Annotated in this window: 19 protein-coding genes and 1 pseudogene; 9 read left to right on the plus strand and 11 right to left on the minus strand. The window is 68.7% G+C overall.

The window, feature by feature from the left end; translation table 11 throughout:
- The first annotated feature begins 50 nt into the window (after positions 1 to 50).
- Positions 51 to 611 (plus strand): TetR/AcrR family transcriptional regulator, encoded by a 561-nt coding sequence (locus ACFXKA_RS10065; protein ID WP_379426882.1) that lies wholly within the window; start codon positions 51 to 53, stop codon positions 609 to 611.
- Here ACFXKA_RS10065 and ACFXKA_RS10070 read toward each other — a convergent pair.
- From ACFXKA_RS10070 to ACFXKA_RS10085, 4 genes are all read right to left on the minus strand, one after another.
- On the minus strand, positions 608 to 2,344 hold the full coding sequence (locus ACFXKA_RS10070; RefSeq protein ID WP_379426883.1) for an HAD-IC family P-type ATPase: 1,737 nt from the start codon (positions 2,342 to 2,344) through the stop codon (positions 608 to 610). The genes ACFXKA_RS10065 and ACFXKA_RS10070 overlap by 4 nt on opposite strands.
- Positions 2,287 to 3,267, minus strand: coding sequence for a cation-transporting P-type ATPase (locus ACFXKA_RS10075; protein ID WP_379426884.1), 981 nt, complete (start codon positions 3,265 to 3,267; stop codon positions 2,287 to 2,289). The genes ACFXKA_RS10070 and ACFXKA_RS10075 overlap by 58 nt, the downstream gene beginning before the upstream one ends.
- A gap of 207 nt (positions 3,268 to 3,474) precedes the next feature.
- On the minus strand, positions 3,475 to 4,122 hold the full coding sequence (locus ACFXKA_RS10080; RefSeq protein WP_354844327.1) for a response regulator transcription factor: 648 nt from the start codon (positions 4,120 to 4,122) through the stop codon (positions 3,475 to 3,477).
- Positions 4,123 to 4,176: 54 nt separating this feature from the next.
- Positions 4,177 to 5,196 (minus strand): Acg family FMN-binding oxidoreductase, encoded by a 1,020-nt coding sequence (locus tag ACFXKA_RS10085; protein ID WP_379426885.1) that lies wholly within the window; start codon positions 5,194 to 5,196, stop codon positions 4,177 to 4,179.
- Between the two features lie 118 nt (positions 5,197 to 5,314).
- Between ACFXKA_RS10085 and otsB the strand changes: the two genes are divergently transcribed.
- The gene (otsB, locus tag ACFXKA_RS10090; protein WP_379426929.1) at positions 5,315 to 9,307 is read left to right on the plus strand and encodes a trehalose-phosphatase; all 3,993 of its coding nucleotides are present in this window, start codon (positions 5,315 to 5,317) and stop codon (positions 9,305 to 9,307) included.
- Here otsB and ACFXKA_RS10095 read toward each other — a convergent pair.
- Positions 9,288 to 9,494: a hypothetical protein gene (locus tag ACFXKA_RS10095; RefSeq protein WP_364618540.1), complete on the minus strand. Its 207-nt coding sequence runs from the start codon at positions 9,492 to 9,494 to the stop codon at positions 9,288 to 9,290. The two genes, otsB and ACFXKA_RS10095, sit on opposite strands and share 20 nt — an antisense overlap.
- Before the next feature lie 228 nt (positions 9,495 to 9,722).
- Between ACFXKA_RS10095 and ACFXKA_RS10100 the strand changes: the two genes are divergently transcribed.
- The 3 genes from ACFXKA_RS10100 (at position 9,723) to ACFXKA_RS10110 (ending at position 13,764) form a co-directional block, all read left to right on the plus strand.
- Complete coding sequence (locus tag ACFXKA_RS10100) at positions 9,723 to 10,661, plus strand: universal stress protein (protein WP_379426886.1); 939 nt, start codon at positions 9,723 to 9,725, stop codon at positions 10,659 to 10,661.
- Positions 10,658 to 13,027 (plus strand): phosphoketolase, encoded by a 2,370-nt coding sequence (locus ACFXKA_RS10105; protein ID WP_379426887.1) that lies wholly within the window; start codon positions 10,658 to 10,660, stop codon positions 13,025 to 13,027. Before ACFXKA_RS10100 ends, ACFXKA_RS10105 begins: the two co-directional genes overlap by 4 nt.
- 299 nt (positions 13,028 to 13,326) lie before the next feature.
- Complete coding sequence (locus ACFXKA_RS10110) at positions 13,327 to 13,764, plus strand: hypothetical protein (protein WP_379426888.1); 438 nt, start codon at positions 13,327 to 13,329, stop codon at positions 13,762 to 13,764.
- 395 nt (positions 13,765 to 14,159) lie between these two features.
- Here ACFXKA_RS10110 and ACFXKA_RS10115 read toward each other — a convergent pair whose 3' ends face one another.
- Positions 14,160 to 15,200, minus strand: a complete 1,041-nt coding sequence (locus ACFXKA_RS10115) for an Acg family FMN-binding oxidoreductase (protein ID WP_379426889.1) — start codon at positions 15,198 to 15,200, stop codon at positions 14,160 to 14,162.
- Positions 15,201 to 15,477: 277 nt separating this feature from the next.
- On the opposite strand from ACFXKA_RS10115, the gene ACFXKA_RS10120 reads away from it, so the two are divergent.
- The 4 genes and pseudogenes from ACFXKA_RS10120 to ACFXKA_RS10135 all read left to right on the plus strand — a co-directional run bounded on the left by ACFXKA_RS10120 (position 15,478) and on the right by ACFXKA_RS10135 (position 18,847).
- Positions 15,478 to 16,065 (plus strand): hypothetical protein, encoded by a 588-nt coding sequence (locus ACFXKA_RS10120; protein ID WP_379426890.1) that lies wholly within the window; start codon positions 15,478 to 15,480, stop codon positions 16,063 to 16,065.
- Positions 16,066 to 16,098: 33 nt separating this feature from the next.
- The gene (locus tag ACFXKA_RS10125) at positions 16,099 to 17,457 is read left to right on the plus strand and encodes a wax ester/triacylglycerol synthase family O-acyltransferase (protein ID WP_379426891.1); all 1,359 of its coding nucleotides are present in this window, start codon (positions 16,099 to 16,101) and stop codon (positions 17,455 to 17,457) included.
- A 467-nt stretch (positions 17,458 to 17,924) separates the two neighbouring features.
- Positions 17,925 to 18,596: pseudogene (locus ACFXKA_RS10130) on the plus strand (DUF4389 domain-containing protein); the annotation flags it as partial.
- Positions 18,593 to 18,847 (plus strand): hypothetical protein, encoded by a 255-nt coding sequence (locus ACFXKA_RS10135; protein WP_379426892.1) that lies wholly within the window; start codon positions 18,593 to 18,595, stop codon positions 18,845 to 18,847. The pseudogene ACFXKA_RS10130 and the gene ACFXKA_RS10135, both read left to right, overlap by 4 nt.
- Here ACFXKA_RS10135 and ACFXKA_RS10140 read toward each other — a convergent pair.
- The 5 genes from ACFXKA_RS10140 to ACFXKA_RS10160 form a co-directional block, all read right to left on the minus strand.
- A complete protein-coding gene (locus tag ACFXKA_RS10140; protein ID WP_379426893.1) occupies positions 18,814 to 19,674 on the minus strand; it encodes a universal stress protein in 861 nt (286 codons plus the stop codon). The genes ACFXKA_RS10135 and ACFXKA_RS10140 overlap by 34 nt on opposite strands.
- Positions 19,675 to 19,832: 158 nt before the next feature.
- The gene (locus tag ACFXKA_RS10145; protein ID WP_379426894.1) at positions 19,833 to 20,876 is read right to left on the minus strand and encodes a zinc-dependent alcohol dehydrogenase family protein; all 1,044 of its coding nucleotides are present in this window, start codon (positions 20,874 to 20,876) and stop codon (positions 19,833 to 19,835) included.
- A 35-nt stretch (positions 20,877 to 20,911) separates the two neighbouring features.
- Positions 20,912 to 21,916 (minus strand): hypothetical protein, encoded by a 1,005-nt coding sequence (locus ACFXKA_RS10150; RefSeq protein WP_379426895.1) that lies wholly within the window; start codon positions 21,914 to 21,916, stop codon positions 20,912 to 20,914.
- A gap of 144 nt (positions 21,917 to 22,060) precedes the next feature.
- Positions 22,061 to 23,062, minus strand: a complete 1,002-nt coding sequence (locus ACFXKA_RS10155) for an Acg family FMN-binding oxidoreductase (RefSeq protein ID WP_379426896.1) — start codon at positions 23,060 to 23,062, stop codon at positions 22,061 to 22,063.
- Entirely contained in the window at positions 23,059 to 23,769 is a 711-nt protein-coding gene (locus tag ACFXKA_RS10160; protein ID WP_354844377.1) for an SRPBCC family protein, read from the minus strand. The genes ACFXKA_RS10155 and ACFXKA_RS10160 overlap by 4 nt, the downstream gene beginning before the upstream one ends.
- Positions 23,770 to 23,866: the final 97 nt, after the last annotated feature.

The raw sequence follows: 23,866 nt of genomic DNA on the forward strand, positions 1-23,866 counted from the left end.
ACCCATCTATACGCCCCCGTATACTCCTTGCCGACGTGAGGAGGCGCACCATGGCCGTGGCTCGCACACCGCGAGGCAGATGGATCGAGGAAGGCTTGCGGGCACTCGTCGCGGGCGGCCCCGAAGCGGTACGGATCGAGGCGCTGGCACAGGCGCTCGGTGTCAGCAAGGGCGGCTTCTACGGGTACTTCCGCAACCGGGACGCACTGCTCACCGAGATGCTCGACACCTGGGAGTACGAAGTCGCCGAAGGTGTGGTCGAACAGATCGAGCGCGACGGAGGGGACGCCAGAACCAGGCTGGAGCGGCTTTTCACCATCGTCGCCGACACGGCGGACGGGCCGGTGCGGGGCATCACGGCCGATATCGCGATCCGCGATTGGGCCCGCCGCGATGTGGCCGTGGCCGAACGGCTCCGCCGCGTCGACAACCGCCGAATGGACTACCTGCGGTACCTGTACTCCTCGTTCTGCCCCGACGAGGACGAGGTCGAGATCCGTTGCCTGATCACCGTTTCGGTGCGCATCGGCAACCACTTCCAAGCCGCCGACAACGGCCCGCGCAGCCGCACCGAAATGATGGACCTGATCAAGCACCGGCTGCTGGCCTAGGAGTCCACAGTCGCCGCCCGGGGCGTTCCGGTGGCGAAACGCGCAGCGCGTCGGCGCATTCGATGATCGGGCCGGCGGTCACGGGCGGCCGGGACGGCGGGGGTTGTCCGGAAGAACCAGTGCTTCGCGGTTTCCGCCAGCGCCAGGTAAACGACGATCATGGCGAGCAGCGCGACGAAGAAGGTGCCGGGCAGCGGCTGGAAGCCGAGCGTGGCGGCCAGCGGCGTCACGGGCAGCAGCGCACCGATTCCGACCGCGGCGAGCGCGGCGGTGAGCAGAGCGACGCTCGGGTGGCTGCGGAAGAAGGGCGTTCTGCGGGTGCGGATCACGAACAGCACCAGGGTCTGGGTGGCCAGCGATTCGACGAACCAGGCGGTGTGGAAGAGGGCTTCGCCCGCGTGGAAGACCCACAGCATGATGCCGAAGGTCGCGAAGTCGAACACCGAGCTGATGGGGCCGAACACCAGCATGAATCGCCGGATCAGCCCGATGTCCCAGCGCGCGGGCCGGGCCAGCTGCTCCTCGTCGACGGTGTCGGTGGGTATGGCGAGCTGGCTGGAGTCATAGAGCAGATTGTTGAGCAGGATCTGCGAGGGCAGCATGGGCAGGAACGGCAGGAACGCGGAAGCGCCCGCCGCACTGAACATATTGCCGAAATTACTGGACGTGCCCATCAAGACGTACTTCATGGTGTTGGCGAACACGCGCCGGCCCTGGGTGACGCCGTCCGCCAGGACCTGCAGGTCCTTCTCGAGCAGCACGACGTCGGCGGCGTCCTTGGCGACGTCGGTGGCGGCATCCACGGAGATTCCGACATCGGCGGCGTGCAGAGCCAGCGCGTCGTTGACGCCGTCGCCGAGGAAGGCGACATCGACGCCGTGCGACCGCTGCGCGCGGACGATGCGCGCCTTCTGTTCGGGATCGATGCGGGCGAAAACTGTTGTGGTGGCCAGCTTCCCGGTGAGCTCGGCGTCGGTGAGCAGATCGATGTCGGTGCCCGACAGGGTGTCGCCCGCCGGTAGGCCCAGCTGTTCGCAGACCCGCGCGGCCACTGTCGGATGATCTCCGGTGATGACCTTGACCGCGACGCCGAGCGTGGCCAGGCGGCTGATCGCCTCGCGCGCAGAGGCTTTCGGCGGGTCGAGGAACACGAGGAACCCGGCCAGCCGTAGACCGGTCTCGTCGGCGGCCGTCAGCGATGTCCGTCCGGGTGCCGGACGGGTCGCGACGGCGACCACGCGGTGCCCGGCCGCGAACTCGGCGGCGAGCGCCGCGGTGGCCGCATCCGGCACCTTCTCGCAGCAGGCGAGGACGGCTTCGGGCGCTCCCTTCGTAATGATCGTGCCCCCGGTGTCCGGTGCGTCGACCAGGACCGAGACCATACGCCGCCGATGATCGAAAGGCAGTGTGGCGAGCCGAGTGTGCCCCTCGGCGCCGTCCCGCGGTGCGAGCGGCGCGGCCCACAGTGCCGTGTCGAGCGCGTCACCGCCGGCGAGCCGGCCGTTCTGGATCACGCCGTCGGTGCAGGCCATGCCGAGCTCGATGACCTCGCCGCCGGCGTCCGGTTCGACGGCGACCGCGCGCATGAATTCGATCCGTCCCTCGGTCAAGGTGCCGGTCTTGTCGGTGAACAACACCTCGATGTCGCCGAGATCCTCGATGCATACCAGCCGCTTCACCAGCACCTTGCGCTGCGCCAGGATTCGTGACCCGGCCGCCAGGCTGGTCGACACGACCGCTGGCAGCAGTTGCGGGGAAATGCCGACCGCGATCGCCAGGAGAACATCAGCGCGTCCAGCAGCGGCCGGTGCAGCACCAGATTCACCGCGAAGATGCCGATCGTCAGAACCGCGGCGACGCGCACCAGCAGCATCGAGAACCGGCGCAGTCCGGCCTGGAACTCGGTCTCGGGCTCCCGGCGCGCCAAACCGACCGCGATACGGCCGAATTCGGTGTCGCCACCCGTCGCTGTCACGACGCCGCGGCCGGTCCCGGCGGCGACCACCGTGCCCATGAGTGCGCAGCAGGCCAGCTCGGATACCGGGCTTCCCGCCGCTACCGGGTCGGTCGACTTGATCACCGGCTCCGACTCGCCAGTCAGCACCGATTCATCGCACTGCAGTCCGGTCACGGACAACAGCCGCAGATCCGCGGGCACCAGCTCGCCCGGCCGCAGCTGGACGATGTCGCCTGGAACCAGTTCCGCGAGGTCGACCGATCGTGCCTGTCCGGCGCGCGTCACCACGACTCGATGCCGGATGCGCTCGTGCAGTGCGGCCGCGGCCTGCTCGGCGCGGAATTCGTTGACGGTGCCCAGCCCGACGGACATCGCCACGATCACCCCGATGACCACCGCGTCGCTGCGCTCGCCGAGGAAGAACGACACCAGAGCGGTCACAGCGAGCAGCAGCAGGAGCGGCGAGCGCAATTGCCGCGCGATGACCGGCCCGATTCGCGCGCGATGCGCCTGAATGGCGTTCGGCCCGAAAAGGCCTGCCCGTCCGGCATATTCGGACTCGGACAGCCCTTCGTCGCCGGTGGCCAGCGCGCTCAGCATCCGGTCGGCGGACTCCGCGGCGGCGGTCGTGGCGGGTACGGCCCGAACCGTGTGCGGCAGCGTGTGATTCGTGGCCGAGGACAGCGCGTGAACGTGCATGCAGTCGAGGGTTCCGCTGTCCGGGCCGGGCCGATAGGGCCTGCCCGCATCCAGCGAGGGGACCAAAGACCTTGTAGCCGAGGACTTGCCGCCGCTTTGGCTGGCCCCGGCCTCGGGGGTCGGCCTGTCGGGTCGGTGTGGGCGGAGGCGGGAACGCGCGATCGTCGCGCCTTCGGCCGAAGACGCGGCGGGGGAGCGCGGTTCGCTCTACTGCGGACGCGGATGGTCGCCACGCAGCTTGGATGCGTAGACCGCGGCCTGGGTGCGGCGCTCCATGCCGAGCTTGGCGAGCAGCCGGGAGACGTAGTTCTTGACCGTCTTCTCCGCGAGGAACATCCGTTCGGCGATCTGCCGGTTGGTCAGCCCGTCGCCGAGCAGGTCGAGCAGTTTGCGTTCCTGGTCGGTGAGCCCGGCCAGCGGGCCATCGGACTGGGTGCTGCGGCGCAGCCGATCCATCAGGGCCGCGGCGGCGCGGTTGTCCAGCAGCGAGCGGCCGGCGCCGACCTCCTTGATGGCCTTCGCCAACTCCATGCCCTTGATGTCCTTGACCACGTAACCGCTGGCTCCGGCGAGGATCGCATCCATCATGGCCTGCTCGTCGGTGAACGAGGTGAGGATGAGGCAGCGCAACGCATCGACGCGCGAGAGCAGATCACGGCAGAGTTCGATGCCGTTCCCATCCGGCAGCCGGACATCGAGGACCGCGACATCCGGTTTCAGCGCCGGGATTCTGGCCAGGGCCTGGGCCACATCGGAGGCTTCACCGATGACGGTGAGTTCCGGGTCGCTGTCGAGCAGGTCGACGAGTCCCCGGCGAACGATCTCGTGATCGTCAACGAGAAAAACCTTGATCATGGCCGGTTCCCAATCTGTAGGTCATCGTGGTCGAACATAGCTCTCCGGGACGGATTATCGGGGATGGCCGGACGTAGCTGGGCCGCCGGGGGCGGCGGGAGCGGTGACCTCCAGGATCTGTTCGAGGGGCAGCCGTGGGGTATGGGTCGGCTGCCGGTCGGAGGCGGGAACCGTGCCGACCCGCACCAGCACCTGGGGTTGCTCCACGCGGCCGGTGAGCTCGCGGATGACCGCTCGGCTCTGCGGCACTTCGGTGACGTGGGTGATCGGGCAGGTCGCATAGCCCGCGACCGTGCATTCGAGCAGGATGGTGGACAGTGCCTCACCGCAGCGCAGCAGGTCCGCGGAGGTGTTGCCGCTCGACACGACGAGAACCACGGACCGATCGTCCTGGATCTCGGTCCGGCGCGGCTCCTCGTCGACGGCCGGGAGTACGCGGCTCAGATCGACCCGCTCGCGCTCCTCGGCGGACACCCGGGCCGTCGGCGGGATACCCTCCGCGGGGAGTGAATGCCCTGTCCACCACTGCAATTCGGCTTGATAGCCGGAATCGTAGCGACGTATCGCCGCGGTCAGCCGTGAAGCGCGGGCGAGCTCGGTGCGGGCCTCGGGCGCCAGCACGGTGATCACTGCGTCGGAGGGGGCGACGATGACCGGCAGTACCGGTTCGAAATCGCTCCAGTCCGCCGGTGCGGAGAAGGGGAGCCGGTCGGTGTAGCGAACCGTGATGGCGGCGGCCCGATCCCGGTCGGCGTCGGTCACGATCCGCGACGGCTCGAAGGTCACCGTCGCCGGCTGATCGTGCCGGTTGGGGTTGGGGAAGTACGTGACCTGCGTCTGCCACCCGGCCGCGGCCAGCGCGGCGCGCAGATGCCCCAGCGCGAGACCACAGCTGATCAGCATTTGCCGACCGGAGTGGTCGGTGGCCGGGAGCATGCGCGATGGCACCGAGAACAGGTGCAGGGCATCGCCGTCGAAGACCCACCGCCACGGCTGGCTGTTGTGCAGGGAAGGCGCGCGACCGGCCAGCCGGACTGCCTGCTCGATCGTGTCGCCGCTGGGTAGTTGGCTCATGGACTCACGCTAGGACGGGTGGCGTGCGCGCTACAGGGGCCGTTGGTCCTCGTTACGGTGCTACAGGACCCTTGGCCCGGCGCCCGGACGCACGCACGCTGAAGCCGTGGACGACAATATGCGGCCCGCGCCGCTGATCGACGCGCGGCGCCATGACGCGGTGATATTCGATATGGACGGCGTGGTGACCGACAGCGCCCGCGTCCACGCGGCGGCCTGGAAGGAGATGTTCGACGACTTCCTCGCACATCGGGCGCCGGCCCCGGGCGAGAACCTGTCGCCCTTCACCGACGACGACTACCTGCGGTGGGTGGACGGTGAACCGCGTTACCGGGGTGTGTCCGATTTCCTTGCCGCACGTGGTATTTCGCTACCAGAAGGCGATCCCGCCGACGCCGAGGACGCGGGAACGGTGTGCGCACTCGGCAACCGCAAGGACCGGTTGTTCCTCGAACGGCTCGCACGCGACGGCGTCCCCGCGTTCGACTCCACCGTGGCCCTGGTGCGGCGCCTGCAGACGGCGGGTATCGGCGTCGCGGTGTTCTCCGCCAGCCGCAACTGCGCCGACGTGCTGCGGGCCGCTGGTATCGGAGACCTGTTCACGGTGCGGGTGGACGGCATCGTGGCGGCGGAGCTGGGGCTGGCGGGCAAGCCCGACCCGGCGATGCTGCTCGAGGCCTCGCGTCGGCTGGGCGCGGAGCCGGAACGGACCGTCGTGGTCGAGGACGCGGAGGCCGGTGTCGCGGCGGGCCGGGCCGGCGGATTCGGCCTGGTGATCGGCGTCGATCGGGGCGGGCACGGCGATCGTCTGGCCGAGCGCGGGGCCGATGTGGTGGTGCCCGACCTCGATCGGGTGCGGCTGCGCAACGGTTTCCGGCGGATGTCGGAGGTGCCGGAGGCAGTCGCGGGGCGGCTCGGTGACCTGCTCGACACCGAAAAGGCTTCCGTCCTACTCGATTTCGACGGCACGCTGTCGGCCATCGTCCCCGATCCGGCGGCCGCGACCCTGGTGGAGGGCGGTGCGGCGGCGCTGGCGCGGCTCGCGGCGCAGTGCCCGGTCGCCATTGTCAGCGGGCGTGAGCTGGCGGATCTGCGCGACCGGGTCGGTGTCGAGGGTCTCTGGTACGCCGGGTGTCACGGTTTCGAACTACAGGCCCCGGACGGCACGACGTACGTGCACGATGCCGCTCCGGGCGCGGAACGCGCGCTGGCGGAGGCAGCGGAGGAGCTGACGCGGTCGTTGAGCGCGATCGAGGGGATCCTGGTGGAGCACAAGCGTTTCGCGGTCGCCGTGCACTATCGGCGGGTCGCCCCGGAGCAGGTCGGCGCGGTGACGGCCGCCGTGCACGCGCAGGCGCACCAACGTGGCCTGCGCGTGACGGGCGGACGCAAGGTGGTCGAACTGCGGCCGGACATGGACTGGGACAAGGGCGCCGCGCTCCAGTGGATCCTCGGCCACCTCGTCACGCCGATGCTGCCGATGTACATCGGCGACGACCTCACCGACGAGGACGCCTTCGACGCCGTGGAGGCCGAGGGTATTTCGATCGTGGTCCGGCACGACGAGAACGGCGACCGGCGGACCGCCGCCCGCTTCGCGCTGCCCGGACCCGAGGGCGTGCGCTCCTTCCTCGACGATCTGGCCGTCCTGCTCGCCGCCGAATCCGCTGGGGCCGTGTCGGATTCGTGGGTGTTCGCCTTCGACGGGTACGACCCGGCGCACGAGCGGCTGCGGGAGGCGCTGTGCACCGTCGGAAACGGATATCTCGCCACCCGCGGGGCCGCGCCGGAGTGCGCGGCCGGGGAGCACCACTACCCGGGTACCTACGTCGCCGGGATCTACAACCGGGTCTTCGATCAGATCGCTGGGCGCACGGTCGACAACGAGAGCCTGGTGAACCTGCCCAACTGGCTGCCGGTCACCTTCCGTATCGGCGACGGCGACTGGCTCGACATCGACACCGTCGAATTGCTGTCCTACCGCCAGGAATTCGATCTGCGCCGGGCGGTTCTGCTGCGGCACTTCCGCTTCCGGGACGGCACCGGTCGCATCACCGCGGTGCGGCAGCGGCGGTTCGCGGCCATGCACGCGCCGCACCTGTGCGCACTCGAGACCACGGTGACCGCCGAGAACTGGTCGGGGACAGCGGTCTTCCGCTCGACGGTGGACGGCGCGGTGAACAACAGTCTGGTGGCGCGGTACCGGGACCTGTCGGGGGATCACCTCGAGCGGGTCTCGGCGCGGGAGCTGTCACCTGAATCGGTCCTGGTGGTGGTACGCACCGGGCAATCCCGGATTCCGGTTGCGACCGCGGCGCGCGGCACGCTGCACCGAGAAGGTGTGAAGCTGTGTCCCGCTACCGAGCTCGTCGAAAGCGACGGGTCGATCGGGCACGACCACGGCGTCGCGATGGCCGAGGGCGACACCGTCGTGCTGGAGAAGATCGCGGCCGTGGTCACCGGCCGCGACCACGCGGTCTCGGCGCCGGACGACGAGGCCGCGCGCGCACTTCGTAGTGCCGGCCGGTTCGCGGACCTGCTCGAATCGCACACGGCTGCCTGGGAACACCTCTGGGATCGGCTCCGAATCGATCTGGGCGGCGGTGAACACGCGACCCGGGTGATCCGGTTGCACCTGCTGCATCTGGTGCAGACCCTCTCGCCGCACACCGCCGATCTGGACGTAGGGGTCCCCGCGCGGGGTCTGCACGGCGAGGCCTATCGGGGGCACGTCTTCTGGGACGAGCTGTTCGTGCATCCGGTTCTGAGTCCTCGCTTCCCGCGACTCGCACGCGGTCTGCTCCGGTACCGATACCGCCGGTTGCCGGAGGCGCGGCGCGCGGCGGCCGCCGCCGGGTTGTCCGGGGCGATGTTCCCGTGGCAGTCCGCTTCCGACGGCCGTGAGGAAAGCCAGCTCATGCATCTGAATCCGCTGTCGGGGCACTGGAATCCCGACCCGAGCCCACGCGCCCACCATATCGGGAGTGCCATCGCCTACAACGTCTGGCAGTACTTCCAGGCGACGGGCGACCTCGAATTCCTCACCGACTACGGCGCCGAGCTCATGGTGGAGATCGCCCGGTACTGGGCGAGCCTGGCCGACTACGACCCGCGCCACGACCGGTATCACCTGCGCGGGGTCATCGGGCCCGACGAATTCCACACCGGATCGCCGAGCGCACCGGGATCCGGCGTGGACGACAATGCCTACACGAATGTGATGGCGGTGTGGACGTTGCTGCGGGCGCGCGACGCGCTGGCACGGCTGACGCCCCGCGCACGGGCGGAACTGCTCGAATCGCTGCGCGTCTCACCGGTGGAACTGGCGCGGTGGGAGCATGTCGGGCAGCGGATGTACGTGCCTTTCCACGACGAGGTCATCAGCCAGTTCGACGGTTACGAGCAACTGGCCGAACTCGATTGGGACGGCTACCGGCAGCGCTACGGCGAAATCCAGCGGCTGGATCGCATCCTCGAGGCCGAGGGCGATGACGTCAACCGCTATCGGGCCGGCAAGCAGGCCGATGTCCTGATGCTGTTCTATCTGTTCTCCGCCGACGAATTGCGGGAGGTGCTCGAGCGCCTGGGCTATGACCTTCCCGGGGAGATGATTCCGCGGACGATCGACTACTACCTGGCTCGCACGTCGCATGGTTCGACGCTGAGCGCGCTGGTCCACGCCTGGGTGCTGGCCCGTGCGCATCGGGCGCGGGCGATGGAATTCTTCGACCGGGTCCTGGATTCGGATATCGCCGATATCCAGGGCGGGACCACGCAGGAGGGAATCCACCTCGGCGCCATGGCCGGAACCATCGACCTGGTCCAGCGCTGCTTCACCGGAATGGAGGTCCGGGCCGATCGCCTCATCTTCAACCCCTGCTGGCCCGACGAGCTGGGGGAGCTGCGCTTCTCTATCGTCTACCGCGGGCACCGGCTCGCGATCAGGGTCAGCGCCTCCGAACTGGAGGTCGCCGCCGATCCGGGCGTGGCGGACCCGGTGGAGATCCATTACGACGGGTTCACCGAGCTGCTGGCGGCGGGGGCGACGGTCCGAATGCCGGTGAGCCGCAAGGCATCAGATCCGGATCCGCTCACGATCGCAGCTGATTGACGCCCCATCGGGCCAGCCCTATCGCGACGGCCAGGTATTCGACGAGCGCGAGATACACCAGCACCGCGCCGTACAGCCGAGCCCAGAGCGAGATGTAGTCGGTGGCGGCGGGAACCGCGACCACCATAGCCGCGCCGAGGACCAGGGCCACGGTCGCCACGGCATGCGGAGTTGCGGGAGGATTCATGGCAGCAAGTTTTGTCGCTGCTCGCGCGGATCAGCAGGGCCGATGTTCCCGACACCGGTGGGACCAACGGCCGAAGTCCCAGGCCGCTCAGCCCGGTCGCCGCGCAGAGGTCTTTGGTCCTCACTCCGAGGACGATCGCCTGCAGAGGGCGGTCAGGTCCCATTTCTACCGTGAGAGTACGAGCCCCTCCCCGGGCGCCGACGATTTCACCTCACCCCGGAGGTCAGGATGACACACCAGGAACTCGACGATCCGCATCGGCTGGCCTCCGCGCCCGTCGTGGTCGGCGTGGACAATTCGGAAGGGTCGGCGCGGGCGGTGCACTGGGCCGCGAACTACGCCGCACAGCGGCAGCGCCGACTGCACATCGTTCACGGCCTGGATCTGGTAGCGGTCAGCCGTGGCGTCGGTCCCTACGCGGTGGCGACGCCGTCGCTCGTCGATGCCGTCAAGGCCGCCGGCGCGGCGGCCATCGCCCGAGCCCGGGTGGCCGCAGGCGACTACGAGCCGGAACTGACGGTCTCGTCCGCGGTGTCGACCGACAGTCCCGCCCAGGTGCTGATCGATCTCAGCGAGTCCGCCTTCGCGGTCGTAATCGGGGCGACCGGGACGGCCGGCACGCTCTCGCATCTGGGATCCACCCTGTTCTCGGTGACCAGTCACGCCCGGGGCGCGGTGGTCGTGGTGCGGCCGGACCCCGACGCAGCCAATGCGGTTCGCGGCTCGGGTCCGGTCGTGGTCGGCGTGGACGGCAGCCGCGTGAGCGAGGCGGCGATCGGCGCGGCGTTCGCCGAAGCCTCCGAACGGGGAGTGGGATTGGTCGCCGTCCACGTCTTCAGCGATTGGGACACGGGGCAATTCGCAGACGAGGTGGTATCGGTGGTGACTGCGGAGCTGGCCGGTATCGAGGAAGCCGTCCTGGCCGAGCGGCTGGCCGGCTGGCAGGAGAAGTATCCGGATGTCGCGGTGACCCGCGAGGTGTTCGCCTCCGGGCCCGCCGAGCGGCTGGGGGAGCTGTCGAAGACCGCGCAGCTGGTCGTGGTCGGCAACCGTGGACGCGGCGGATTCCGAGGAATGCTGCTCGGATCCACTACCCATTCCCTGGTGCAGCACGCGCACTGCCCGGTGATGGTCGTGCACGCCGAAGACGAGGAGACGAAGCGATGACGCTGACCATGCCCGGCGCCGGAACCGGAATCCGGGACGACCTGATCGACCTGGACGCGTGGTGGCGGGCCGCCAACTATCTGGCCGCCGGGCAGATCTACCTCATGGACAATCCGCTGCTCACCGAGAAGCTGCGGCCCGAGCACATCAAGCCGCGGCTGATCGGCCACTGGGGAACCGTGCCCGGGGTGACCCTGACATACGCCCACCTCAATCGGGTCATCATGCGGACCGGGCAGCAGATGCTGTTCGTCCTGGGGCCCGGCCACGGTGCCGCGGCGCTCACCGCCGCGACCTGGCTCGAGGGCACCTATTCGCTGCGGCACCCGGAGGTCGGCCAGAACCTGGCCGGGATGCGAGAACTGTTCCGGCAGTTCTCCTTCCCGGGTGGTGTCCCCAGCCATGCCTCACCGCATCTGCCGGGTTCCATCCACGAGGGCGGCGAACTGGGCTATTCGCTCGCCCATGCCACCGGCGCGGCGCTGGACAATCCGAATCTGGTGGTGGCGTGCATGATCGGTGACGGCGAGGCCGAAACCGGGGCGCTGGCCACCAGCTGGCACGGGTCGCTGTTCCTGGACCGCGTCGGCGACGGCACCGTGCTGCCGATCCTGCACCTCAATGGCTACAAGATCGCGAATCCGACGCTGCTGGGGCGCATGTCGCGCCGGGAGCTCGACGCCATGCTCAGCGCGCAGGGCTGGGAGCCGATGTATGTCGACGGCGACAATCCGGCCGAGGTCCACGACCGGTATGCGACCGTGCTCGACGAGGCGATGGAGCGGATCCGGGAGATTCGCGAGTTCGCCGAGCACGGCCTGGGTCCGCGCGATCCCTGCCGTCCGATGATCGTGCTGTCGACTCCGAAGGGGTGGACCGGTCCGATGATGGTGGACGGCGTGCGAGTCGAAGGCACCTTCCGATCGCACCAGGTGCCGTTGCCGGGCGTGCGCGAGAATCCGGAACGCCTTGCGCAACTGGAGGACTGGTTACGGTCCTATCGGCCCGAGGAGCTCTTCGACGACGAGGGCCGTCCGGTGGACCGGATCGCTCGCCTGCATCCCGAGCACAGGCGGATGAGCGCCAATCGCGCCGCGCACGGTCACGACAGCGTCGACCTGCAACTGCCCGACCCGACCGACTACGCCCTCGAATTCCCCTCTCCCGGAACCGAATCGGCGGAGGCGACGCGGGTACTGGGCGGGTATCTGCGCGACGCGCTGGTCGAGAATCCGCGCAATCTGCTGTTCTTCTCACCGGACGAGCACACCTCCAATCGCCTGGACGCCGTTCTCGAGGTCACCGGCCGGCGCTGGCGCGCCAGGCGGATCGCGGACGATGATCGGTTGTCCCCGGACGGCCGCGTCTTCGAGGTGCTGTCGGAGCATCTGTGCCAGGGCTGGCTGGAGGGTTATCTGCTGACCGGCAGGCACGGTGTGTTCTCCACCTACGAGGCCTTCGCGCACATCATCGATTCGATGGTGGTGCAGCACGCCAAATGGTTGCACATGGCGGCGGAATTCCCCTGGCGCGAGCCGATTCCCAGCCTGAACTACCTGATCACCTCGCACGTGTGGCGGCAGGATCACAACGGGGCGTCCCATCAGGATCCCGGCTTCATCGACCATGTGCTGAGCAAGCGGCCCGAGGTCAGCCGGGTGTACCTGCCGCCGGACGCCAATTGCCTGCTGCATGTTTTCGACCACTGCCTGCGCAGCCGCGGCCGGGTGAATGTCGTGGTCGCCGGGAAGCAGCCCGCGCTGCAATACCTCGACGACGAGGCGGCGCGAGTGCACTGCGAGCAGGGCCTGGGCGTCTGGCATTGGGCGAGTTCGGATTCCGATCGCCCCGCCGAGGTGGTGCTGGCCTGTGCCGGGGACGTCCCCGCCCAGGAAGCTCTCGCCGCCGCGGCGCTGCTGCGAGAGCTGGTGCCGGACTTGGCTGTCCGCGTTGTCAACGTGGTTGACCTGGCCCGTCTGTTCCCGCCGGATCGCCATCCGCACGGGATCTCCGACGAGGAATACCGCTCCGTCTTCACCGACGCGCCGGTGATCTTCGCCTTCCACGGGTACCCCTGGCTCATCCACCGCATCGCCTACCGCCGCCCCGGCCACGACGTCATGCACGTCCACGGATTCACCGACAACGGCACCACCACAACACCTTTCAGCATGTGCGCCATGAACGGCATCGACCGCTTCACCCTGGCGGCCGCCGCCCTCGCCGAGGTGCCGCGCCTGTCCGAACGGCTCGCCGCGCTCACCGAAGAGCTCACAGCCCGCCGTGAGGCCGCCGACGCGTACGCCCGCCGCTACGGCATCGACCCACCGGAGATCGCCGACTGGCGCTGGCCCGCTCAGCTGTGACCACCTGGCGCCGGCGACGCGGATCAATTCCTCGTCGCTGGTGTCGTCGCACACCCCGTCGGCATCCCGCGCCGCCTTGTTCGGTGACCGCTGCATCCTGTCCGGCGTCTGGCATTCGGCCGTTGGGGTGAGCGGATCGGGTGGCGTGGCCGTGAAGCGGCCACGTTGTCGTTCCGGCAGCCTGGTGAGGTGGCGCTTACTCCCGGACAACGCTCCACCCGGTGGTATGTCGCGGAGGTGGTGATCCTGTTCGGCGTGCAGAGCCTGCGCGGCGCGGCCACCAGCACTATCGCGCCGATGTGACCGTCTTCTTCGGCCTCGACCTGGCAAAAGTACTGCCATACAACCTGACTCGCACCCGGCATCTTCAGTTGGCATTGTCCTGGGTGGTAGCGGCGTTCCCGGCGGCGGGAATCTTCCTGGCCCCCTTGATCGTCAAGCGGGAACAGCGCGGGCAGGGCAAGCTCTCCTACATGCTGCTGGGCGCGGTGGCGGTGGTCTTCGGCAGTCTCATCGGTGAGACGCTGAGCATTCACGGCAAGGTGTCGTTCACGAATTTCTTTGCCGCCCAGCAGTTCACCTTTCTCGACCTGGCGCGATTCTGGCAGATCCTGCTCGTGGCCGGCCTGGCGATCTCGCTGGTGATCCTGTACTCAGCCCGAGGTTGGCCTCGGCAATTCTTGCGCGCCGCTTCGACGGCGCCGATGGCGCGGTCAGGTGACACTCTGGGTTACTGAGCAGTTGCCCAGTCTGTTTTTCTCGCTTTGACTGGTCGGCTGGTCTTGTAATCCCCCGAATCGGGATTGTTCGGTGACTGCTATGAATGCGCTGATCAGGCGTGTTAACTGAAGTAACACATATCACCCCCTAATCGGCGGCTGGTCTGGTGGATATCGGCGGCGCGCTCGATAGGGTTTCCAATCAGCCACTACAGCAGCAGTTTTCGATCCCGAGTCGTGTCACGCGGAGAGGATCGAGGAGACGTGAGCCGCTCACCCCTTCGCAGCGGCTCACGGTTGTCCCGCGGATTGCCTGCAACGATCCCGGTGACGACGTCGAGGTCGACGCCCGGGTGCGGTCGCCGCCTGCCCCGGGCGTCGGCCCCGACCGGCGCTGGCGGAGCTCCTGGAGGTCAGCGGTTTCGCCGATGTGGCGGTGCCGGGGCGGCCTGGTCGGCGAGGGTGAGTATGTCCGCTACCGGGCGTCGAGGGGTGGGGGGAGGTAGGTGCGCGTCGTCGATCGGTGGGGTGCCGATGCGGACTACCGCCTGCGGAATGCCGGGGCTGGCGATCATGCCGGTGAGCAGGTCCCGCCCGTCGGGTAGCTCGGTGATGTTGGTCAGGGTGCAGGTGGCCAGCCCGGCGGCCGTGCACTCCAGCAGTACCGCGGACAGCGCCTCGCCGACGCGAACCCATTGCGGTACCGAGTCCCGCACGGCGCTGAGGACCACGAGCTGGGCGCGATCGGCGAAGTGATCGCGGCGGGCGGTGCGCGGACCCGGGGGAAACACCCGGCCGACGCCGACCTGCGCGAACTCCGCCTCCGATGCCAGCGCGGTGCGGGGAATGCCTTCCTGCCCATCGGAATGACCTGCCCACCAGTGAAGTTCGGTGTCATAGAACATGTCGTGGCCGCGCAGTGTCGCGAATTTCCGGGAGAGTGCCGCGAGCTGCGGCCGAACGGATTCGTCGAGTACGTCGAGCCGCACGTACTGTGCCGCTGTCAGCGCGCGCAGCCTGGGCAGCAGTTCGGCCCACCCCTGCGGCTCATGGAGGGCGAGCCGGTCGGTGCGGCGGTGTTCGACGGCGCTGGCCAAGGTGCGGATGCTCGCCGGGGGATTGCTCCACGGCCGGAACTCGATGGCGGCCAGTCGATCCGGGTGACGCTCATCGGGAACATGCACGATGTCGGTGTGCCAGCCGTGGTCGGCGAACACGGTTCTGACGTGGTGCAGCATCGCGCCACAACTGATCACCAGCTGGCGGCCGAGCGGGTCGGTCGAGGTCAGCTGCCGTTCGGCGTCGGCATACAGATAGAGGCGTCTGCCATCGAAGCGCCAGCGCCACGGCTGGGTGTTGTGCAGCGACGGCGCGCGCGCCGCCACCTCGATCATCGCCGTGATTGTCGCCGGATCGGGCACGGACCGGCCGCGCACACCTTCGTCGCCGCTCATACCGAAAGTCTGCGGTTTGCCGGCAGCTCGAACATACGGCCGTTGCTCCTGCGCCGCAGGGTATTTGGTCCCTGCTGTGCGCTGTGCGGTGGATCGGCGACACCGGCGGCAGGGGGGCTCATCGCGGCCCGATACCTAGACACTGCCTAGCGGCCTATCGGCACCAGACCGGCGACCTCGGACCGGCGGATCGGTGACTTTCGGCCGTCACCGAGCGGCCCTGGACGCGAGATGCTGAACGGGCAGACGAGAAACTCCAGGGACGAGGAGCAGGGCCATGTCACACAATTGCTCACTGCTGTGGCGGGTGTGGCGGATGCGGCCGTGGAATACGAATCCGCTCATGCGGGCATCCGACCGCTGGGAGTCGGTGCTGCACGTGCTGGTGGTCGTCCTGCTGCTGCTGGCCGTGCCGGTCGCCGCCGCGGTCGGGACCGAGACCTACACCCGCAGCGCCGCCCACATCAGCGTCGCGAACGCTTCGAAGACCACGGTCCACGCGACGGTTCTGACCGCGCCGAAGGAAGTCCAGCCGGCCGGTCCCGCGCAGCCGGCGCGTTTCGAGTCACAGGTGCAGTGGCAGCGCGACGGGAACCTCGCGACCGGAACGACCGGGATCCGGCGCGATACGAAGGCCGGCGACACGGTGCAGCTCTGGGTCGGGACCGACGGGCTGGTCACCGACCCGCCGCGGCAACCCGAAATGGCGATGTGGGACGGCGTCGGCACCGGTGTCGCGCTGCTCATGGGAGCCGGATTCGGAGTGTTCGCGCTGTTCTGGTGTGTCACACAGGCGCTGGAACGCCTGCACGCCGCGCGCTGGGAGGCGGAGCTGCGCGGGCTCGGCCGTCCCATCGGCACGTAGTCACCACGACGATCTCGAGATCAGGTGTCGGTCATGACCGAATTGCAGCCGCTGGATGTGGGATTCATCGAACTGGAGGACTCCGATCGGCATATCAGCCTCGGTATCGCCGCCGTGGCGATCCTGGCCGGTGCGCCTCCCGGTCGTGCGGAATTCACGGCGGCGCTGGCCGAGCGGGTCTCGACCAACGACCGCCTGCGGCAGCGGGTCCGGCGTGCGCCACTGGACCTGGCCGTACCGGTATGGGAGGACGACCCGAATTTCGATCTCGCCCACCATGTCCGGTGGAGCGCGCTGCCCGAACCTGCCGACGAGTGCGCCTTGCGTGAATTCGTCGCCGGTGAGCTGGTGGAGCGCCTGGACCGCGATCATCCGATGTGGGAGTGCGTCGTCATCGACCACTTCGCGGGCGGGCGCTGGGCCGTGATCGTGAAGGCGCATCACAGTCTGGTCGATGGTGTCTCCGGCGTGAACCTGTTCGAAAGCTTCTGTGATGAAACGGAAGTGGAGCGCCGGGAGAAGCCGGCGCCGGACACCGATGCCGCGGGAGGCGGGAACTGGTTCGACTGGGCGGTTACCGGGCTCCGATTGCCGGTGGAGGTGCCACGCTATGCGTTGGGTCTGGTCCGCAGCCTGGTCCCGGTGGCGGCCGCTCTCGTCTCCACGCCCGCGGCCTCCTCGCTCAACGGTCCGATCGGCAGGCAACGACGATATGCGATCGCGCGAGCCTCGCTCAACGAGATCAGGGAGATCGGACACGGCTTCGACGCGACGGTCAACGACGTCGTGCTGGCCGCGGTGACATCGGCGTACCGAGCTGTCTTGCTCGGGCGCGGGGAAGAAGCCACCGGTAACAGCGTGCGGATCCTCGTCCCGGTGTCGATGCGCGCCGCGGATGCGAAGACGTTTCTCGACAACCGTGTCTCGGCGGTTCTGTCCCTGCTGCCCCTGCATCTCGACGACCCGGTCGAACGGCTCACCACCATCCACCGGCGGATGGCCCGGCACAAGTCGGGCGGGGCGGCGCAAGCCGAGAAGTCGCTGCTCGCCCTCGCCGGCCGGCTCCCGTTCGCGCCGGTCGCCTGGGGCATGCGGCTGTGGTCGCATCTGCCGCAGCGCGGCGTGACGGCCGTGGCGACCAACGTCCCGGGCCCGCGCCGCACCCTCACCATGCTGGGTTGTGAGGTCCTGGAGTTGATACCGGCCATTCCCATCGCCATGCGCCTGCGCACCGGCATCGCCATCCTGAGCTACCGCGATCAGCTCACCTTCGGCATCACCGGCGACTACGACTCGACCCCGGATCTCGAGGTGCTCGCCGACGGAATCCACAGCGCCATAGCCGAACTGCTCACCGCGGTGCGGGCACGGCCGCAGCGTCCGGCCGGGTAGGCCTGCGGTGCTCGGGGGCCACTGTCGGCCGGCCAGAGGTCCCGCTGCCCGCGGGACCAGGGTCTCGCCCACGGTGGCGCCGGCGGTGGGGCGGCAGCGGCGAAAGGCCGTCGGGCGTGCGACTTCGGCTTCTGTCTCGGGTGCCCGGTCGGGGCGGACGATCGGATCGGCGGGCGGATCGACGCGCTCGCGGACGGAGGACACAGTGGTTACGAAGTACGGGAGCCACGGCATCGGGCCGGCGGCCGTGCGGCTGCCGAACAAACTGCGGCATGTGTTGGGGGAGTGCAGGACACCGCCTTCGGGCTTGGTGATCGATCCGGCGGCGCGCGAGGTGCGCGCACGTGGCCGACCGGCATCGCCGGACGCCGCCTGCGGAGCATCGATCCTGAAGCCCGGCAACGGATTCCCCCTCGAGAACGTGCACGACTCTTTGTTCCGAACAGGAGACAGACATGAACCCTGAACCCTCCACCGTCCGCTCCGTCCGACTGCGCGGCGACCTGGACGAACCGCTCTCCCGCTGGCTGTGGCTGGTGAAATGGATCCTCGCGATACCCCACTACATCGTGCTGCTGTTCCTGTGGATCGCCTTCTGGGTGGTCACGGTGGTGGCGTGGTTCGCGATCCTGTTCACCGGGCGCTACCCGCGCTCCCTGTTCGACTTCACCGTGGGTGTGATGCGCTGGTCCTGGCGAGTGGAGTTCTATACCTACGCGGCACTGGGTACCGACAGGTATCCGCCGTTCACCCTGCGGCAGTCCGACTACCCGGCAGATCTGGAGATCGATTACCCCGAACAGCTCTCGCGCGGGCTCGCTCTCGTGAAATGGTGGCTGCTCGCCATCCCGCACTATTTGATTCTGGCCGCCCTGTTCGGCGGCGGTGTCATGCTCGGTGGTGGCACCGGTAACAGCAACGGCAACAACACGATTCCGCTGATCGGCGTGCTGGTACTGATCGCCGCGGTCGCCCTGCTGTTCACCGGCCGCTACCCGCGCGGACTGTTCGGATTCGTCCTCGGCGTGAACCGGTGGTTCTACCGCGTCCTGGCGTATTCGGCGCTGCTGACCGACGACTATCCACCCTTCCGGCTCGACCAGGGCCCGCGGGATCCAGCCGAGGATGTCGTGCCGTGACAACGAGATTCCCCCGCGTGCCGGAACGCTGGGCAGTCATCGCGGTGCTGCTGGCGGTCGCGGTGGTGCTGGCCGCCGCGGCCCTGGTGGCGATCCTCTGCGATCGCAGTGACCAGTCCGCGCCGGCACCGCCGGCCACCGTCGCCTCGTCGGCCGGCGTCGACTTCCGCTACGAACCCCTCTTGCCCTTCCGCAGCCTCGCCGAACACCCGGCCGCTCAACCGCACAGCACGACGGGACAGGGGGAGTGATGCAACAGATCCCGGCTCGTGGAACCGAACAATGCGGCGGTGGCGGAGTTGCGAGCGCGGGTGCCGACGACCAGTAGCTGGGAGTCGCGTCCCGCCTCCGCCAGAACGGTGGCGGGTACGCCGGGAACGGTCACCTCGGTGACCTCCACGTCCGGGTGAGCCAGGCGATGCGGTGCCAGCGCGCCCGTCAGGACGGCATCGTCCGTGGTCGTATGGTCGCCTGCCGGTCCGATCGGCACGATCCGGTTCCACGACCGGCAGTGCACGGCGGTCAGCGGCACCGAGAGTGCCTCGGCGAGTTCGAATCCCAGCGCGAGGGCCGCCGTACTGACCGGTGTGCCGTCCACACCCACCGTGACCGGTTTCCGCCGCGGAATGCGACGGCCCGCTCTACCGCGCCACACCGCGACCGGGCACCGCGCGTGGCGCGCGACCTCCATGGTCGTCGGGCCGACCAGCCGCCCATCCCAGGCGGTCTGGGCCCCGACCACCAGGATCCGGGCGTGCGTGCTGCGCGCGATGAGCGCGCGAGCGGCCGCCTCGGGGGTGACCTCGGTGGTGACGGGCAACTCCGGCGCACAGGAACGGACCAGTGCCACAGCGTGTTCGGTGGTGTGCGCGGCGATCTCGTGCCAGCGCACCACCCGTCCACTCGGGTGAGCGTGCTCCGCCCCGCCGTCGCCGCGGGGAAATCTCGGAGCGCAGGCGATGACGAGCGGTTCGTGGATGGCGGTGGCGAGATACGCGGCCCAGCGGACGGCATTGAGTGAAACCGTCGAGCCGTCCACCCCGGCCACCACGGCGTTGCGATCATGGTGCGCGTCCATCGTTCCCTGCCTCCCGCCCGGCGTATCCGTGCGAAACCTGCTCCGACTCTCCGAGAATGACGCGTCACCGGCGATCGCACACGATCCGAGAGACCTCGATCGCGGTGACGTAAGACCATCCGCTCCCGGGATCAGGCAGGGCCGCAGGTGTGTCGGACCTACACGGCGGTGATGACGACCTTGAGCGCTCCGGTCTCCCCGGCGCGCGCGAAGGTGTCGTACGCGGAGGGGAATTCGTCCATCGTGAAGCGGTGGGTGATCATCGCGGCGGGGTCGAGCCGCCCGCTGGCCACCAGGTCGATGAGCCGGGGTGTGGAATAGGTGTCGACCAGGCCGGTGGTGATGGTCAGGTCCCGGATCCAGATCTTCTCGAGGTGCAGGGTGGCGGGCTTGCCGTGCACGCCGATATTGGCGACGTGGCCGCCCGGGCGGACGAGGTCGACCGCGGATTCGAACGTTTCGGGGATGCCGACCGCCTCGATGGTGACGTCCGCGCCGAGGCCGCCGGTGAGCCGTGCGATCACGTCGGCTGGGTTGTCGCGGCCGCTGTTGACGATGACGTCCGCGCCCAGTTTCGCGGCGGCGTCGAGCCGGCTGTCGGCCAGGTCGATGGCCACGATGTGGCCGGGGCTGTAGAGCCGGGAGGTGACGATCGCGGCCAGCCCGATCGGACCCGCGCCGATGATCGCTACCGTATCGCCCGGCCGCACAGCGCCGTTGAGGACGCCGACCTCGTAGCTGGTGGGCAGAATGTCGGCGAGCATGAGCATCTGCTCGTCGGAGATGCCCTGGGGGATCGGATAGGTCGAGGTATCGGCGAAGGGAACGCGTACCATCTCCGCCTGCGTGCCGTCGATGAGATGGCCGAGGACCCAGCCACCGCCGCCGAGGCACTGCCCGTACCGGCCCTCCCGGCAGAATCGGCATGCGCCGCAAGCGCTGATGCAGGAGATCAGGACCCGCTCGCCGACCGTGCGGGTGTGCACTCCGGTACCCACCTCGACGATGGTGCCCACGGCTTCGTGACCGAGAATCCGGCCGGGCGCGAACTCGGGTACGTCACCCTCGAGAATGTGCAGATCGGTGCCGCAGATCGTCACCGCCTCGACGCGGATGATCGCATCGGTCGGTTGCGTGACGATCGGGTCGGGCACCTCATCCCAGGATTTCTGCCCGGGTCCATGAAAAACCATTGCTCGCATGGGAATACCTCCTGTGCGCGGACATCTCGACCGGCCTAACGGTCCGATGCTGCCGCGGTGCGTGATCGGCGACCGTGCGTATCGGTCGCGGCGTCGAGGGAATCGGCGAAGTCGATGAGCTGGTGGACCTGTTCGCCGTGGCGGCGCAGGAAGTCCTCGCGCGCGCGGCCGCGGCGGAAGGTGAGGAAGGAGCGGCCGGTCTCGAGCTGCCAGGTGTACCAGAACAGGTAGGGGATGGTGAGGACGAAATTGGCTATGCCCCAGACGATCCAGACATCGTTGTCGAACCAGCCGTCCGACGGCATCACCTTCGGGAAGATGTTGTAGATCGCGATCACCAGCATGAGCACGGGCAGCGTGTAGATGCGCGCCATGATGTAGAGCTCGGGGCGGCGCTTGACGAGCGGATAGATCTCCGCGACCGCGAGAATGCAGATGCTGGCGGCGAAATGCTCTTCCTGCGGGGGATATCCGCCGAAGGTGAAGCACAGATTCCAGGTTGTGTAGAGGAAGTTCCACGCCATGGTCGTGTAGGCGACGAGCTCGGCGTTGCGGCCGGGCAGCACTTCCCAGAAGCGCGGGCAGTAGGGGATCGTGAGGCACAGTCCGAGCCCGACCGCGGCGTTCCAGTAGTTGCCGATCTGGGCGTCGCGCAGGGTGGCCTCGGCGATGTTGAGGAACAGGATCGCGTACGGGAACCACAGGAATCGCGGGTTGCGCAGGATCTCCCACACCCGTCCAGAACGTTGCTCGGCCACGGCGATCCGCATCGCGCCGACCAGGGTCAGCGGGATCAACACCGACAGGATCTTGGCCCAGGAGAACCAGTTGATCAGGCCGATATCGCGGCCAGGCCCCCAGATCCAGAGCGGGAACGTCAGCAGCGACAGTCCCCACACCCACATCGCGGGTCGTGGATGGGTGCGCATGTAGTCGACGATGAGCCACAGGACGCCGCAGAACACCAGCATCGAAACCGCCGTCACCCAGGTGAAGGGGGCCGGATTCCCGGACACCGCCTGCGACGCCGCGCTGATCATGGTGGATACCGCCTTTCGCTGACTTCGGAGGAGAGCGATCGGGCAACCGACGAGCAGGCAGATTCCGCCCATCGTGAGCCGACCGCGTGGGCAGCCGCGGATCGCGCGTCGTGCGGCCGGGGAGGGGCAGCGCGCCCGCCTGCGTCAGCCCTGTTCGATCGTGAGGATGTCGGCCAGCGGGCGCCGGGGAGTCGGCGGCAGCGGCGGTTCCCCGTCCGGTACGGTGCCGATCCGCACGACGATCTGCGGTGTGCCGGGATGCCGCAGCAGGTTCGTGAGAATGTTTCGGCCCGTGGGTAATTCGGTGATGTGGGTGAGCGCGCAGGTCGCCAGCCCGGCCACTGTGCATTCGAGCAGCACCGCTGAGAGGGCCTCGCCCGTCGCCAGCCACTCGGGTAGGGAATCGCCCTCCGAGCTGAGCATGACCATGCCGGCGTGGTCGTCGGTCTCCGCGCGCCGCATGGAGTGCGCCGTGGACGGGAAGACCCGGCCCACCCGGACCCGGGCGAATTCCGCGTCCGAGACCAGCGCCGCGGCCGGAACGCCCTCGGGGTCCCCGGAATGCCCTGCCCACCAGCCGATTTCGGCCTGGTACATCATGTCGTGCCGGCGCAGCGCCGCGGTCTGCTCGGAGACCGCGGCGAGCCTGGCCGTTACCGCATCGTCGAGCGTGTCCAGCTCCAGGTAGTGCGGGGAGACCAGCATGCGCAGCCTCCGCTGCAGGTCTTCCCAGTTCTCGGGCGCGCCCAGCGGCAGCCGGTCGGTGTGGCGGTGCTCGATGGCGCCCGCCCGGGCCACCAAACCCGACGGGGGATCGGGCCAGGGCCGGAAGCTGATCTCGGCCAGGAGGCCGGGATCCAGTGGGTCCGGGACCCGGGTGGTGTCGGTGTGCCAGCCCTGCGCGCCGAACGCGGTACGGACGTGGTGCAGCATGGCGCCGCAGCTCATCACCTGCTGGCGGCCGTGCGGGTCCGCGGCGGTGAGCAGCCGGTCGGGATCGGTGCGCAGGTGCAGCCGCGCGCCGTCGAAGCGCCAATGCCAGGGCTGGGTGTTGTGCACGGAGGGCGCGCGCGACGCCAGCAGCATCGCGGCCCGCAGCGTGCGGTGGTCGGGTACGGCGAGCGGGGTGGCGTTCATTGCGGTCATACTTCGAGTGTTCGCGTCGGCCAGTTCGGAACATACGGGCTTTCCGCCTGCTGACCAGGGACGTTGGTCACCAGGGCGAGTGCCGGCGCGGTGCGTTCGGCTCGCTCCTTGATGCCCCGCAGCATCTTGGCCTCCATGATGAGGCTGCCGGGCTCCATGATCAGCATGTAGAAGAGCCGTTGCAGCAGACCGGCATCCGGTAGCGCGATGCGGTTGCGGCTGATCAACCGGGTGCCCTCGGCGGTCGGGTAGAGGCCGAACGCCCACACCCAGTGGTGGTCGGTCGAGGCCAGCACGAAGGCGTGCGGACGGTCCAGCACAGCCACCCGCATCGCGGGACCGGACTTGCCCATCGGCAGCACATCGTCCACCGCGAGCTGCTGATACTCCGGCAGGATCTGGTCGGCGCTGTGCATGTCCAGGCCGAGCAGGTTCTCGATCCAGTCGTAGGTATAGGCACCGGCCCGGCCCGGCCCCATCTGAACCAGCCACGGCCAGATCTGCTCCGGCGTGGCGGCGACGGTGATCGCACGCGTGGTGACGGTGCCGGCTTCGGCCAGCAGTCCGTCGCCGGGCATCGCCCGCCCGACCTCCTCGGCGGTCGAGCCCCAGGTCACGCACTTGGTGCGCGCGAAGAGCCGGTATCCGGCCGCCAGCCCGGTGAGGGCCGAGGCCACGCCGATCACGGTCGCCAATGGTGTCTTCACGGTTCTTCCTCTCGGTGGGACGTCGATGTCGATCCTCGGCCGCCCCGCGCGGTTTCCGCAGGGACCGATGGCCCGACATCCGCCCTCGGAACCGGTG

Source organism: Nocardia sp. NPDC059228, assembly GCF_042754245.1.
In the GTDB taxonomy this organism is placed as follows: Bacteria; Actinomycetota; Actinomycetes; order Mycobacteriales; family Mycobacteriaceae; genus Nocardia.